This window comes from Cronobacter sp. HA18003 (assembly GCF_011605905.1).
Lineage (GTDB): Bacteria > Pseudomonadota > Gammaproteobacteria > Enterobacterales > Enterobacteriaceae > Cronobacter > Cronobacter sakazakii.
Genome location: NZ_JAANQO010000027.1, coordinates 63,706 through 77,590, shown reverse-complemented (window position 1 = coordinate 77,590; position 13,885 = coordinate 63,706). Strand labels below are relative to the sequence as shown.

11 protein-coding genes are annotated in these 13,885 nt (G+C 58.3%); 5 read left to right on the top strand and 6 right to left on the bottom strand.

Features of this window, described 5'->3' with window-relative positions; genetic code table 11:
* The first annotated feature begins 337 nt into the window (after positions 1 to 337).
* The 3 genes from malP to cspE all read left to right on the top strand — a co-directional run bounded on the left by malP (position 338) and on the right by cspE (position 5,342).
* Positions 338 to 2,740 carry a maltodextrin phosphorylase gene (gene malP, locus G6041_RS19860; protein ID WP_012126377.1) on the top strand — a complete coding sequence of 801 codons (2,403 nt, stop codon included), beginning with the start codon at positions 338 to 340 and terminating at the stop codon, positions 2,738 to 2,740.
* 11 nt (positions 2,741 to 2,751) lie between these two features.
* The gene (gene malQ, locus G6041_RS19855) at positions 2,752 to 4,860 is read left to right on the top strand and encodes a 4-alpha-glucanotransferase (protein ID WP_012126378.1); all 2,109 of its coding nucleotides are present in this window, start codon (positions 2,752 to 2,754) and stop codon (positions 4,858 to 4,860) included.
* 269 nt (positions 4,861 to 5,129) lie between these two features.
* Complete coding sequence (gene cspE / locus G6041_RS19850; protein WP_004386389.1) at positions 5,130 to 5,342, top strand: transcription antiterminator/RNA stability regulator CspE; 213 nt, start codon at positions 5,130 to 5,132, stop codon at positions 5,340 to 5,342.
* Between the two features lie 158 nt (positions 5,343 to 5,500).
* Here the strand turns inward: cspE and nfuA are convergent, their stop codons facing one another.
* On the bottom strand, positions 5,501 to 6,076 hold the full coding sequence (nfuA, locus tag G6041_RS19845) for a Fe-S biogenesis protein NfuA (protein WP_004386390.1): 576 nt from the start codon (positions 6,074 to 6,076) through the stop codon (positions 5,501 to 5,503).
* Between the two features lie 58 nt (positions 6,077 to 6,134).
* On the bottom strand, positions 6,135 to 6,812 hold the full coding sequence (gene gntX, locus G6041_RS19840) for a DNA utilization protein GntX (RefSeq protein WP_029464283.1): 678 nt from the start codon (positions 6,810 to 6,812) through the stop codon (positions 6,135 to 6,137).
* 39 nt (positions 6,813 to 6,851) lie between these two features.
* Between gntX and bioH the strand changes: the two genes are divergently transcribed.
* Both bioH and G6041_RS19830 read left to right on the top strand, forming a co-directional pair.
* Complete coding sequence (bioH, locus tag G6041_RS19835; protein ID WP_012126379.1) at positions 6,852 to 7,631, top strand: pimeloyl-ACP methyl ester esterase BioH; 780 nt, start codon at positions 6,852 to 6,854, stop codon at positions 7,629 to 7,631.
* 81 nt (positions 7,632 to 7,712) lie between these two features.
* A complete protein-coding gene (locus tag G6041_RS19830; RefSeq protein ID WP_004386392.1) occupies positions 7,713 to 7,982 on the top strand; it encodes a YdgH/BhsA/McbA-like domain containing protein in 270 nt (89 codons plus the stop codon).
* Between the two features lie 45 nt (positions 7,983 to 8,027).
* Here G6041_RS19830 and feoC read toward each other — a convergent pair whose 3' ends face one another.
* From feoC to G6041_RS19810, 4 genes are all read right to left on the bottom strand, one after another.
* The gene (gene feoC, locus G6041_RS19825; RefSeq protein ID WP_012126380.1) at positions 8,028 to 8,264 is read right to left on the bottom strand and encodes a [Fe-S]-dependent transcriptional repressor FeoC; all 237 of its coding nucleotides are present in this window, start codon (positions 8,262 to 8,264) and stop codon (positions 8,028 to 8,030) included.
* On the bottom strand, positions 8,264 to 10,579 hold the full coding sequence (gene feoB / locus G6041_RS19820; protein ID WP_012126381.1) for a Fe(2+) transporter permease subunit FeoB: 2,316 nt from the start codon (positions 10,577 to 10,579) through the stop codon (positions 8,264 to 8,266). The genes feoC and feoB overlap by 1 nt, the downstream gene beginning before the upstream one ends.
* 26 nt (positions 10,580 to 10,605) lie before the next feature.
* Entirely contained in the window at positions 10,606 to 10,830 is a 225-nt protein-coding gene (gene feoA / locus G6041_RS19815; protein WP_004386395.1) for a ferrous iron transporter A, read from the bottom strand.
* A 669-nt stretch (positions 10,831 to 11,499) separates the two neighbouring features.
* A complete protein-coding gene (locus G6041_RS19810; RefSeq protein WP_012126383.1) occupies positions 11,500 to 13,827 on the bottom strand; it encodes a Tex family protein in 2,328 nt (775 codons plus the stop codon).
* Between the last annotated feature and the right edge of the window lie 58 nt (positions 13,828 to 13,885).

Here is a 13,885-nt window from a genome sequence, read left to right as displayed (position 1 = left end):
TGCCATATTTTCAGTGGGTTTTGTGCGCAGAATCACCGTAAAAATGCGCCGGAAGGGAGCTGAAGCGTTATTTTTAGTGAGAATTCGTTTCCGCTGTAACAGCGCTTCCGCTTTCGCGTGCTCTCAAGGGGAATATGTCGAATGAAGCGGTACGTTTTGCAGATGTTTCCGCAGGGTTTACCGCTTTTTGTGGGGGTTTTAGTGCCGTAGATCACAGTTTTTGCTACTCCCCGTTTCTCCTCCCTGGCTAATCCTGCGCAGGAGGAGGAATTCACTCAGGGGGCGGGGCAAACTAGCGAAAATTCTCCTTATTTTTGCTACAGGACTCCGATTTACTATGTCACAGCCCACCTTTAATCCGACCGAATTCGAGGCTGCGCTGACCCGTCAGTGGCAGCGTTTTGGTTTACATAGCGCCAAAGAAATGACGCAGCGCCAGTGGTGGCAGGCGGTCAGCGGCGCGCTCTCAGACATGCTTGTCGCGATCCCGGCGCATCAGCCGCAGGCGAAACAGCGCCACGTCAACTACATCTCGATGGAATTCCTGATTGGCCGTCTGACCGGCAACAATCTGCTCAATCTCGGCTGGCACGATGAGGTGAGCCGGATTCTGGAAAGCCACAATATCCATCTGGGCGATCTGCTGGAGCAGGAAACGGATCCGGCGCTTGGCAACGGTGGTCTGGGGCGTCTGGCGGCCTGCTTCCTGGATTCGATGGCGACCGTAGGACAGTCCGCGACCGGTTATGGACTGAACTACCAGTACGGTCTGTTCCGTCAGTCTTTTGAAGACGGCAAGCAGATGGAAGCGCCGGACGACTGGCACCGCCGCAGCTATCCATGGTTTACCCATAACGAGGCGCTGGATGTGCAGGTCGGCATCGGCGGGAAAGTGGTCAAAGAGGGAAAAACCGCGCGCTGGGTGCCAGGGTTTATCATCACCGGCGAAGCGTGGGATCTGCCGGTGGTGGGCTATCGTAACAGCGTGGCGCAGCCGCTGCGTCTGTGGCAGGCGACGCACGCCCATCCGTTTGATCTGACCAAATTTAACGACGGCGATTTCCTGCGTGCCGAGCAGCAGGGCATCGACGCGGAAAAACTGACTAAAGTTCTCTACCCGAACGACAACCATCAGGCGGGTAAAAAGCTGCGCCTGATGCAGCAATATTTCCAGTGCGCCTGTTCCGTTGCCGATATTCTGCGCCGTCATCATCTGGCGGGCCGCAAGCTGGCCGAGCTGCCGGATCACGAAGTCATCCAGCTCAACGACACGCACCCGACCATCGCCATCCCGGAACTGCTGCGCGTGCTGATCGACGAGCATCAGCTGAGCTGGGACGACGCCTGGGCGATCACCAGCCGCACCTTCGCCTACACCAACCACACCCTGATGCCGGAAGCGCTGGAGTGCTGGGACGAGCGTCTGATCCGCACGCTGTTGCCGCGTCATATGCAGATAATCAAAGAGATCAACACGCGCTTTAAAAAACTGGTGACGAAAACCTGGCCTGGCGACGAGGCGGTCTGGGCGAAACTCGCAGTAGTACACAACGGCCAGGTGCGTATGGCGAATCTCTGCGTGGTAAGTGGTTTTGCGGTGAACGGCGTAGCGGCGCTGCACTCCGATCTGGTCGTTAAAGACCTGTTCCCGGAATACCATCAGCTCTGGCCGAATAAATTCCACAACGTGACCAACGGCATCACGCCACGTCGCTGGATCAAACAGTGCAACCCGGCGCTGGCCGCGCTTATCGACAAAACGCTGAAAAAAGAATGGGTAAACGATCTCGATGCGCTGGCCGGCCTTGAGAAATATGCCGACGACGCGGCATTCCGCAAGGCTTACCGCACCATCAAGCAGGAAAATAAACAGCGTCTGGCGGCGTATATTCACGCCCGCACCGGCATTGAAATCAACCCGAACGCGCTGTTTGACGTGCAGATCAAACGCCTTCACGAGTACAAACGCCAGCATCTCAACCTGCTGCACATCCTGGCGCTGTACAAAGAAATTCGCGAAAACCCGAACGCGAACCGCGTGCCGCGCGTCTTCCTGTTCGGTGCAAAAGCCGCGCCGGGTTACTACCTCGCGAAAAATATCATCTACGCTATCAACAAAGTCGCGCAGGCGGTGAATAACGATCCGCAGGTCGGCGATAAGCTGAAAGTGGTCTTCCTGCCGGATTACAACGTCTCGGTCGCCGAGATGATGATCCCGGCAGCGGATATCTCCGAGCAGATCTCGACTGCCGGCAAAGAGGCATCCGGCACCGGCAACATGAAGCTGGCGCTTAACGGCGCGCTCACCGTTGGCACGCTGGATGGCGCGAACGTCGAGATTGCTGAGCAGGTGGGCGAAGAGAATATCTTTATCTTCGGCCACACGGTTGAAGAAGTGAAAGCGCTGAAAGCCAAAGGGTATGACCCGGTGAAATGGCGCAAGAAAGACAAACTGCTGGATGAAGTGCTCAAAGAGCTGGAAAAAGGCGTCTACGCAAACGGCGACAAACACGCTTTCGATCAGATGCTGCATAGCCTCGGGAAACAGGGCGGCGACCCGTACCTGGTGATGGCGGACTTCGCGGCCTATGTTGAAGCCCAGAAGCAGGTGGATGTGCTCTACCGCGACCAGGAAGCCTGGACTCGTGCGGCAATCCTCAACACCGCGCGCTGCGGCATGTTCAGCTCTGACCGCTCCATCCGCGATTATCAGCAACGTATCTGGCAGGCAAAACGCTAAAAGGAGCCGCCATGGAAAGCAAACGCCTTGACTCCTCCGCCCTTGCGGCGGGGATTAGCCCTAACTACATCAATGCGCACGGCAAACCGCAGGCGATTGGCGCTGAGACCAAACGGCGTTTGCTGGAAGCGATGAACCCGGAGGCCGCGCCGAAAGCGGCCGATAAATCGCCGCTGCCGCCGGTAAAAGTGGTGGCGAAGAGCCGCCGTATGCAGTTAACGCCGCAGGGCCGCGGCGATTACCACTGGTTGCTCACCAGCGAAACCGGCGAGCAGTTTAGCGGCAACGCGCGCGGCGGCGAGGCACTGACGCTGCCGACGAAGCTTGACGAGGGGTATCACACGCTGACGCTCACGCGTGACGACAGCCGCTGGCACTGTCGGCTTATTGTCGCGCCGAAGCGCTGCTATGAGCCGCAGGCGCTGCGTGAGGGTAAAAAACTCTGGGGCGCGTGCGTCCAGCTTTATACGCTGCGCTCGCAAAATAACTGGGGCATCGGGGATTTCGGCGATCTGCAAGCGATGCTGAATGAAGTGGGCCCGCGCGGCGGCGCGTTTATCGGTTTAAACCCGATCCACGCGCTTTATCCGGCGAACCCGGAGAGCGCAAGCCCGTACAGTCCGTCTTCTCGCCGCTGGCTTAACGTCATTTACATCGACGTGAACGCGGTGGAGGATTTCAGGCGCAGCGATGAGGCGCAGGCGTGGTGGAAGCTTAAATCCACGCAGCAGGCGCTGAAAGCCGCCCGGGAGTCGCAGTGGGTCGATTACTCCACCGTGACCATGCTCAAGCTCACCGCGCTGAAAATGGCCTGGGCGCGCTTCTCCACGCGCGGCCCGGATGATGACGATGTGGTGGCGTTTCGCGATTTCGTGGCGCGCGCGGGCGAAAGCCTCTACTGGCAGGCGGCGTTCGACGCCATTCACGCCTGGCAGGCGCAGGAAGATCCGATGCGCTGGGGCTGGCCCGCCTGGCCGAAAGCGTATCAGAACACCAGCAGCCCGGAAGTGCAGGCGTTTTGTAAAAACCGCGCTGATGAGGTCGATTTCTACCTCTGGCTGCAATGGCTCGCGTATGAGCAGTTTGCCCGCTGCTGGCAGACCAGTCAGTCGCACGGTATGCCGATCGGGCTGTATCGCGATCTGGCGGTCGGCGTGGCGGAAGGCGGCGCGGAAACCTGGTGCGACCGTGAGCTGTACTGTCTGAAAGCATCGGTTGGCGCGCCGCCGGATATTCTGGGGCCGCTCGGTCAGAACTGGGGCCTGCCGCCGATGGATCCGCACGTGATGCAGGCGCGCGCTTACGAGCCGTTTATCGAACTGCTGCGCGCCAACATGACGAATTGCGGCGCACTGCGCATCGACCATGTGATGTCGCTGCTGCGCCTGTGGTGGATCCCGTATGGCGAAACGGCGGATAAAGGCGCGTATGTGCAGTATCCGGTCGACGATCTTCTGGCGATCCTCGCACTCGAAAGCCAGCGCCACCGCTGCATGGTGATCGGCGAAGATCTCGGTACGGTTCCGGCGGAAATTGTCGGCAAGCTGCGCGACAGCGGCGTCTATTCGTACAAAGTGCTCTACTTTGAAAACGAAGGCGGCAGCCGCTTCCGCGCGCCAAAGCGCTGGACGTCGCAGGCGATGGCGGTCGCGACCACTCACGATCTGCCGACGCTGCGCGGCTACTGGGAAAGCGGCGATTTAACGCTTGGGAAAACGCTCGGGCTCTATCCCGACGAAGAGGTGTTAAAGGGGCTGTACGCCGATCGCGAGCGGGCCAAACAGGGTTTGCTGGAGAGCCTGCACCAGCATGGCTGCCTGCCGAAACGCGCAGGGCATCACGCCGCGCGCATGAAAATGGGCGCCACGCTGAACCGCGCGCTCCAGCGCTATATCGCCGACAGCAACAGCGCGCTGCTCGGTCTGCAGCCGGAAGACTGGCTGGATATGGCGCAGCCGGTCAACGTGCCGGGCACCAGCGATCAGTATAAAAACTGGCGGCGCAAGCTCACTGTCGGGCTGGAAGCGATGTTTGCTGATGACACCGTGAACCGGTTGATTAAAGATCTGGATAAACGTCGCCGCGCCGCGTCGGCGGGGAAGCCAGCAAAACGTAAGTAATCGCTCGCCCCTGCGTCGTGCACATGCGCAGGGGCGACTATTTTTCACAGATGCAATAAAAAGCTTGCGTTGTGTGAGCCATCATGCGTTAATGCACTCCTCGGTTTGCGAGACAGACCCGTCGAAAAGCAGTTTAGTAAAGCAGTTCTCATTTCAAGTGTTATCCCAAGATATCCCTTCTTTTTGAGTCTCCTCCATAAGCGCTAAGTAAATTCTGTTATGCAGGCCACGCAACGCCGTAAGGCTCAATGATTTTTTAAGGTGATAACATGTCTGACAAAATGACTGGTTTAGTAAAATGGTTTAACGCGGAAAAAGGTTTCGGCTTCATCACTCCGGACAACGGCAGCAAGGACGTTTTCGTTCACTTCTCCGCTATCCAGAACAACGGCTTCAAAACCCTGGAAGAAGGCCAGAAGGTCTCTTTCTCCGTTGAAAGCGGCGCGAAAGGCCCGGCAGCTGCGAACGTAACTGCCATCTAATCGCTCGCTCTGCGCGGTTTCCGACAGCGATGACGGGTCAGCCCTGAGCAGTGAAATCGACGCAAAAAAAACCCGCCTTGTGCGGGTTTTTTTATTCCGAGGATACGCGAAAAAAAAGCCCGCTGAAAGCGGGCTTTTTTAATGGCGGGCGATAGCGCTTAGTAGTAAGAGTGCTCGCCGCGCTGGTGTTCGGTGAGATCGCGCACGCCTTTGAGTTCCGGGAACTCGTTCAGCAGTTGCTTCTCGATACCTTCTTTCAGGGTCACGTCCACCATAGAACAGCCGTTACAGCCGCCGCCGAATTGCAAAATGGCGTAGCCTTCGTCGGTGATTTCCATCAGCGTGACACGACCGCCGTGGCCTGCCAGCTGCGGGTTAATCTGCGACTGCAGCATATACTCCACGCGCTCCATCAGCGGCGCGTCATCCGCCACTTTACGCATTTTCGCGTTAGGCGCTTTCAGCGTGAGCTGCGAGCCCAGCTGATCGGTCACGAAATCGATTTCCGCATCTTCCAGATACGGCGCGCTCAGTTCGTCGACATACGCGGTGAGCAGGTCGAATTTCAGTGCGGTATCCGTAGCTTCCACGGCGTCGGGCGGGCAGTAGGACACGCCGCATTCAGCATTCGGGGTGCCTGGATTGATAACGAATACGCGGATCTGCGTCCCTTCTTCCTGGCTTGCCAGTAGCTTGGCAAAGTGTGCCTGGGCGGCATCGGAAATACGGATCATAGCAATGGCCTAATAGTTGACTATTTTAGTTGGTTATAATACGCCCATCATCGAGGCTCTACAAGGTTCGACACAGGCACCATACCTGGACAGTCGCCGCGCCGTTGCGCTTAAGCAGGCGCGCGATTTGGGCAACAGTACTCCCTGTTGTGACGACATCATCCACAATAACGATATGGAGACCCGCCACCGGTAATTCAACCCGGAAGGCGTTTTTCAGGTTGCTGCGCCGCTGGCGGGCGCTGAGCTGCCGTTGGGGCGGAGCCGCTTTGATTCGCGCTACCGCGTCCGGCGCGTAGCGTATCCCAAGCCAGCGTGACAGCGCCCTGGCGATAAGTGCGCTTTGGTTAAAACCACGCCGCCAGGCGCGTGTGCGGTGTAGCGGCACGCTGATGATAAGATCCGCTTTGGGAAGGGCGTCTGCGCGTTTCGCCGCCAGGATTTTTAACAGCAACAAACGGGCGAGTGCCGGCGCAAGCGCGGTACGTCCCTGAAATTTCAACTGATGCACCAGCCCGCTTACCGGCGGCGCGTAATCGCTCGCGGCGAGCAGCCGTTGCCAGACGGGGGGCTTTTGCAGGCAGCGGCCGCATGGTTGCGTCTCAAGCGCGGCAGGCATGCCGCACTGTGGGCACACCGCCACCTGCCGCCGCCGCTGGCAGCGCGAACAAATTCCCCATCCCGGCACGCGCAGCGGCATCCGGCATAGCCAACACATCCCCGGTATTGTTAGCATGACGACCTCCTTGTACATCAATCATGAGAAGAGTAACGGATGAACGACATCTGGTGGCAGACCACGGGCGAAGGAAATTGTCATCTTGTGCTGCTGCACGGGTGGGGGCTGAATGCCGAAGTGTGGCGTTGCATTTCGCAGGAATTAAGCTCGCACTTTACGCTGCACCTGGTGGATCTGCCGGGTTACGGGCGCAGCCAGGGCTATGGCGCGCTGACGCTCGACGAGATGGCGCGCCTGGTGGCGAGCCGCGCGCCCGAATGCGCCATCTGGCTCGGCTGGAGCCTCGGCGGGCTGGTGGCAAGCCAGGTCGCGCTCAGTGAACCGTCGCGGGTTGACGCGCTGGTGACGGTCGCTTCATCCCCCTGTTTTCAGGCGGGTGCCGACTGGCCCGGCATCAAGCCGGAAGTTTTAAGCGGTTTTCAGCGTCAGCTGAGTGAGGATTTTCAGCGTACGGTCGAGCGTTTTCTCGCGCTGCAAACGCTCGGCACCGAGACGGCGCGCCAGGACGCGCGCGTGCTGAAATCCATCGTGCTGGCGCAGCCGATGCCTGGTGCTGACGTATTAAACGGCGGGCTGGAGATCCTGAAAACCGCCGATCTGCGCGAGGCGCTTACCGCCTGGCAGGGACCGTTTTTACGCCTCTACGGGCGTCTCGACGGGCTGGTGCTGCGCAAGGTCGCTGCGCTGCTTGATGCACGTTTTCCTGACAGCGAATCGCAGGTATTTGAGAAAGCGGCTCATGCGCCGTTCATCTCTCACCCGCGCGAATTCTGCGATGCGCTGCTGGCGCTGAAGGCTCGCCTGGCAAACCGGTAAAAGCGCGCCATACTTTACATGTCATTGTTATCGGGCGTTTTTATCCCGCCCTTCACATCATCTGAGCAGGGAGTCATTCATATGAAATTACGCACCGGTATGCTGTTGTCTGTGGTTGTGGGGTCGCTCTCTTTTGGCGCGATGGCGGCACAGGAGCTGCAAAAAGATAAAGTCAAAGAGATGAATCTCACCAAAATCGGCACTATCGTCTCTGACAAAGGCACCGCGCCGATGGATGCGAAAGCCGAACTGGTTAAGAAAGCCGATGAAATGGGTGGCAAATATTATGTCATCACCAGCGGCGAGAAAACCGGCAAAGACATTCACGCCACGGCGGATGTGTATAAATAACGCGTTTATCAATAAAAAGGGCGGGCATCAGGCCCGCCCTGTCTGTTAGCGCAATTGCCACACCTCTTTACGGCACGCCTTGCCTTCCGGGCAGTGGCGACAGCTACCGCTCAGGCAGCCCGACAGCCACTCCTCCTGACGTTCCGCTTTTCCCATCGCTTCCAGGCGACTGAGCATCGCGTTGACCAGCGGCATCGGCGTCGCGAGCTGTTCGCTGATACGCTGCGCGTCCATTCTTCCCGAGAGCGCCAGCAGATCGCGCACTTCGATTAGCGTTGCCATCAGTGACACTCTCCGGCGGTGGTTTCGCAGCAGCGCGCCTCGCGGCGTGGCGCCAGCAGGCTGACATCGACCCGGCTACGCGCCCGGCGCAGCGCGGTCAGCAGCGCGATGTTAAACAATACCACCGCCAGCATCGCCGTCAGGCTAAAGAGCGGATGCGTCTGAAAGGTCGCGCCCTGGTAGAACAGTGTCGCCAGCGAATACGCGATATTCAGCCCCCAGAGAATCGAAAAGCCCATCCAGCCGCGGCTCGATTCACGAGCGATAGCGCCCATCACCGAAATGCAGGGAATGTAGAGCAGCACGAAGATCAGATAACTATAAGCGGCGGCTTCGCTGCCAAATTTCGCGCTCATCACGCCCATCGCGCCCGTTGCCATTTCGCCGTCGCCTTTGCTTGCCTCAATCGGGTTCGCCAGCACGCTCAGGCTAAAGGTATCTTTCAGGCTCTGCCAGGTTTCCGCCAGCGCGGCGGTCAGTTCGTCCTTCAGACTGAAACTGGCCGCGTCAAATGGCGCTTCATGAATATTCTCGGCGGTATAAAGCGTGTTCAGCGTGCCGACGACCACTTCTTTCGCCATCGCGCCAGTGAATAACCCAACGGTGGCCTGCCAGTTATCTTCATGAACGCCGATCGGCGTTAAAAGCGGCGTCAGTACACGGCTGACGGAGGCCAGCGCGGAGTCGTTAATGTTGTCTACGGTCTTGCCGCTGAACGAAAAGCTGTTCAGCGCGCCAATGAACACACTGACAATGACGATGACTTTCCCGGCGCGCAGTACAAAGCCTTTCAGACGCTGCCAGGTTTGCAGCAGCAGGCTTTTCAGGTGCGGCACGTGGTATACCGGCAGCTCCATCACGAACGGCGTGGCTTCGCCGCGCATGATCGTATATTTCAGCATCAGGCCGGTCAGGATGGCCATCACAATGCCGAGCAGATAGAGCGAGAAGACCACCAGCGCACCCTGCTGGCCAAAAAAGGCAGCGGCAAACACGGCGAAAATCGCCAGACGCGCGCCGCAGGACATAAACGGCGCCATCATAATCGTCATCAGCCGTTCGCGCGGCGCATCGAGCGTACGGGCACCCATGACTGACGGCACGTTGCAGCCAAAGCCGACGATCAGCGGAACGAACGATTTACCCGGCAGGCCCAGCGCCTGCATCAGGCGATCCATCACAAACGCCGCGCGGGCCATATAACCCGAATCTTCAAGAAATGACAGAAACAGGTACATCATGCCGATCTGCGGCACGAGCGGCAGCACGGTATTAATACCGCCACCAATCCCCTGGGCCAGGAACAGCGTCAGCCAGGCGGGAAAATGCAGCGTATAGCCGACCCATTGCAGCCCGTGAATGAACACGGCTACAGAACCCGCGTCGAAAATTGGTTGCAACGCGCCGCCGATGTTAATGGCGAGCAGAAACATCAGATACATCACGCCAAGAAAAATGGGCAGGCCCAGAAAGCGGTTGAGAATGATGTTATCCAGCGCGGCCGTGAGGCGGTGCGGTTCGGCGGTGAGGCTGTTGCTGACCGCATCGCAAATCGTCGAAATACTCTGATAACGGGCGTCAACGATGTGCAGCGCCGGGTCGTCAAGCTCGCTTTCAAGCTGCGCCTGGATTTGCGGGAGCCGTGCGGCGGCATCGCCCGCGATGCCGCGGCTGTAAATATCGCCTTCAAGCATTTGCAGGGCGAGCCAGCGGCGCTGCTGGAGGGTGAGTTCGTGAGGCATCACCGCCGCCAGCGTTTCGGCCGCGTCAACGAGCGGGGCGGGGTAATGCACACGCTCGATAGTCTCGTTGCGCGTGTGACGGTCAAGCGTGAGCTTCAGGCTGTCTATCCCGCGTGCGCGGGTGGAGACCAGCGGCACCACCGGACAGCCGAGGCGTTTCGCCAGCGCGTCGATATCAATGCGAATATTTTGCTTTTCAGCGATATCGAGCATGTTGAGCGCGACCACGCACGGGATGCCGAGCTCCAGCAGTTGCAGCGTCAGGTAGAGGTTGCGCTCAAGGTTGGAGGCGTCCACCACGTTTATCAGCATGTCCGCCTCGCCGCTAAGGATGTAGTGGCAGGCGATCTGTTCATCGAGCGACGTTTGTGAGGAGATGGTGGTCAGAGAGTAGGTGCCAGGCAAATCGACCAGCGTTACCTGATGATCGGTCGTCGCGAAGCTGCCTTCCTTGCGTTCGACCGTCACGCCGGCCCAGTTGCCCACGCGCTGCCGCGCCCCCGTAAGCTGGTTAAACAGCGTAGTTTTGCCGGAGTTCGGATTGCCGATTAAGCCGATGGTTAATTTTTTCATTTGCGTTAACTCAACACAGAAATAGTTCAGCGGGCTGCTTCAACCTGCAAAAGCGCCAGATCTTTTTTTCGCAGCACCAGGCTTACGCGTCGGGTTTCGATATGAATCGGGTCACCCAGCGGAGCCACGCGTTTTACCTCAAACGATGAGCCTGGCAGCATGCCGAGAGACAATAGTTTTTGGCGATAGGCCGGGCTAATTTCCCGGGCGAAACCCGTAATTTTCCAGCTGCTATTAGGTGTGAATTGCATAGGACCTGCTTATTCCGAATGCGCTCAGCGGCGGTGAACCGTGGCGATACAACGGCCGGGAGCCGATTATTGCGCGGGAAGGCGTTGTTTATCTGCTTAAGATGGTAATGAGAATGGTTTTTATCTTCAATAGAATATTGCAGCGCGGCGAGACTTTCTGAGGTTTATTTGTTCTGGCGCAAAAAATGCGGCATGGGGTATTTGCAATAAAAGTTTTCAATTTATTTATGCTTTATTTTTCATTTAATTAAATTTAAACGTACAGACAATTTATTCCTGTGCGCGTTCGGCATGTTATTTATTAGTGCCTGTTGTTATTAAAATGAAAAATGTAACCGCGCACATGTTGGCGTTTATTTCCGGATGTGAGGTTTTTTAAGGCGGCGAGGTGTTTTACCTGTCGAAGAAAGGCGGGTGCGCTGCGCTTACCCACCCTACAAATACGCAAACTGCCCTTTATGATGTGGCGGGTGCGCTGCGCTTACCCACCCTACAAATACGCAAAATGCCTTTTATGGTGTGGCGGGTGCGCTGCGCTTACCCACCTTACTGAACCAAAACGTCTGTCAAAACGTAGGGCGGGTAAGCGAAGCGCACCCGCCAATGGGACCCTCCAAAAAATAATAAAAAAGGCCGGTTTCCCGGCCTTTCTTGTTCCACGACTGCGGATTACCGCTTTTTACCGAACGCGGCGGCGAGCGCGTCGCTCATCGCGCTGTTGCCGCCTGCGTTGCTGTCGCGCGCCGGTTTACGGTTATTCTGCGCCGGACGCTTCTGCGCCTCGCGGCTACTTCCGCCGCCGCGCCGCGCGTTGCCTTCGCCGGGTTGCTCGTCAAGACGCATGGTTAGCGCGATACGCTTACGCGGCAAATCGACTTCCAGCACCTTCACCTTCACGATATCGCCCGCTTTCACCACGGTGTGCGGATCCTCAACGAATTTGTCGGAGAGCGACGAGATATGCACCAGACCATCCTGATGCACGCCGATATCCACAAACGCGCCGAAATTGGTCACGTTGGTCACCGCGCCTTCCAGCACCATGCCCGGCTGCAGATCGTTCATCGTCTCCACGCCCTCGGCGAACTGAGCGGTTTTGAACTCCGGGCGCGGGTCGCGGCCGGGTTTTTCCAGTTCTTTGATAATGTCGGTCACGGTCGGCACGCCGAAACGCTCATCGGTAAAATCTACCGCCTTCACGTTACGCAACGCGCTGCTGTTGCCCATCAGATCACGCAGCGACTGCTCCGTCGCCGCCAGAATGCGCTCCACCACCGGATAGGCTTCCGGGTGAACCGTTGAGGCGTCGAGTGGGTTATCGCCGTGGTTAATACGCAGGAAGCCCGCGCACTGCTCAAATGCTTTCGGCCCCAGGCGGCTGACTTTCAGCAACTGCTGGCGGTTGCGGAACTGACCGTTCTCATCGCGCCAGGCCACAATATTTTGCGCCATCATGCGCGTCAGGCCTGCCACGCGGGTCAGCAGCGGCACCGACGCGGTGTTGAGATCGACGCCCACGGCGTTCACGCAGTCTTCCACTACCGCATCGAGTTTGCGCGCCAACTGGCTCTGGCTGACGTCATGCTGATACTGGCCCACGCCGATAGATTTCGGGTCGATTTTCACCAGTTCCGCCAGAGGATCCTGCAGACGACGCGCGATAGAGACCGCGCCGCGCAGCGACACATCGAGATCCGGGAACTCCTGCGCCGCCAGCTCAGAGGCGGAATACACCGACGCGCCCGCTTCGCTGACAATCACTTTCTGCGCCGTCACTTTCGGGAATTGCTTCTGCACGTCGAGGAAGAAACGCTCGGTTTCGCGGGAGGCGGTGCCGTTGCCGATAGCGACCAGCTCCACATTGTGCTTCTCACACAGCGCGGCGATGACGACCGCCGCTTTCGCCGCCTGGCCGGTGTGCGGATAGACGGTATCGGTCGCGACCAGTTTGCCGGTGGCGTCAACCACCGCCACTTTAACGCCGGTACGCAGGCCCGGATCGAGGCCCATTGTGGCGCGCAGCCCGGCAGGCGCGGCCATCAGCAGGTCATGCAGGTTACGGGCGAACACGTTAATCGCCTCGTCTTCGGCGCGCTCGCGCAGCGTGCTCATCAGCTCGGTTTCCAGATGCATCAGCACTTTGATGCGCCAGGTCCAGCTCACCACGCCTTTACGCCAGCTGTCGGCCGGGGCGTTATTCAGGCGCAGCCCTAAATGATCGGTAATAATCTGTTCGCAGTAGCTTTCGCGCGGCGGCTCGTCGAATTGCGGGTCAGCGTTCAGCGAGAGCTGCAATACGCCCTCGTTGCGACCACGGAACATGGCCAGCGCGCGGTGCGACGGCACCGTGGCGATCGGTTCGTGGTGGGCGAAATAGTCGCGGAATTTCGCGCCTTCTTCCTCTTTGCCTGGCACCACGGTAGAAACCAGATGCGCGTTTTTCCACAGGTAGTCGCGCACTTTGGCGAGCAGCGCCGCGTCTTCGGCAAAGCGCTCCATCAGGATATAACGCGCGCCGTCGAGCGCGGCTTTGGTGTCGGCCACGCCGTTATCGGCGTTGATAAATTTTGCGGCTTCCGCTTCCGGGTCGTGAGACGGCTCGTTCCACAACAGGTCAGCGAGCGGCTCAAGGCCCGCTTCAATCGCTATCTGCCCGCGGGTACGGCGCTTCGGCTTGTAAGGCAGATAGAGGTCTTCAAGCTCGGTCTTGCTCTGGGTGCCGGTAATGGCCGCCTGAAGTTCATCGGTCAGTTTGCCCTGATCGGCAATCGATTTGAGGATAGCCGCACGGCGCTCTTCGAGTTCGCGCAGATAACCCAGACGCGTCTCCAGCTGGCGCAACTGGGTGTCGTCCAGACCGCCGGTGACCTCCTTACGATAGCGTGCGATAAACGGCACGGTGTTCCCTTCATCAAGCAGGCGAATGGCAGCGTCTACCTGTTCAGCCCTGGCCTGAAGCTCACTGGCGATAATACGACTGAGCGAATCATTCATCATGGCAATATCATCTGTTATGTACAAAAAGTCAGGGCACAGTTATACGGACTGAAGGGTA

Coding starts and splice junctions, on each gene's coding strand:
- malP (WP_012126377.1), top strand. CDS start 338: ATGTCACAGCCCACCTTTAATCCGACCGAATTCGAGGCTGCGCTGACC.
- nfuA (WP_004386390.1), bottom strand. CDS start 6,076: ATGATCCGTATTTCCGATGCCGCCCAGGCACACTTTGCCAAGCTACTG.
- cspE (WP_004386389.1), top strand. CDS start 5,130: ATGTCTGACAAAATGACTGGTTTAGTAAAATGGTTTAACGCGGAAAAA.
- bioH (WP_012126379.1), top strand. CDS start 6,852: ATGAACGACATCTGGTGGCAGACCACGGGCGAAGGAAATTGTCATCTT.
- feoA (WP_004386395.1), bottom strand. CDS start 10,830: ATGCAATTCACACCTAATAGCAGCTGGAAAATTACGGGTTTCGCCCGG.
- feoB (WP_012126381.1), bottom strand. CDS start 10,579: ATGAAAAAATTAACCATCGGCTTAATCGGCAATCCGAACTCCGGCAAA.
- G6041_RS19810 (WP_012126383.1), bottom strand. CDS start 13,827: ATGATGAATGATTCGCTCAGTCGTATTATCGCCAGTGAGCTTCAGGCC.
- malQ (WP_012126378.1), top strand. CDS start 2,752: ATGGAAAGCAAACGCCTTGACTCCTCCGCCCTTGCGGCGGGGATTAGC.
- G6041_RS19830 (WP_004386392.1), top strand. CDS start 7,713: ATGAAATTACGCACCGGTATGCTGTTGTCTGTGGTTGTGGGGTCGCTC.
- gntX (WP_029464283.1), bottom strand. CDS start 6,812: ATGCTAACAATACCGGGGATGTGTTGGCTATGCCGGATGCCGCTGCGC.
- feoC (WP_012126380.1), bottom strand. CDS start 8,264: ATGGCAACGCTAATCGAAGTGCGCGATCTGCTGGCGCTCTCGGGAAGA.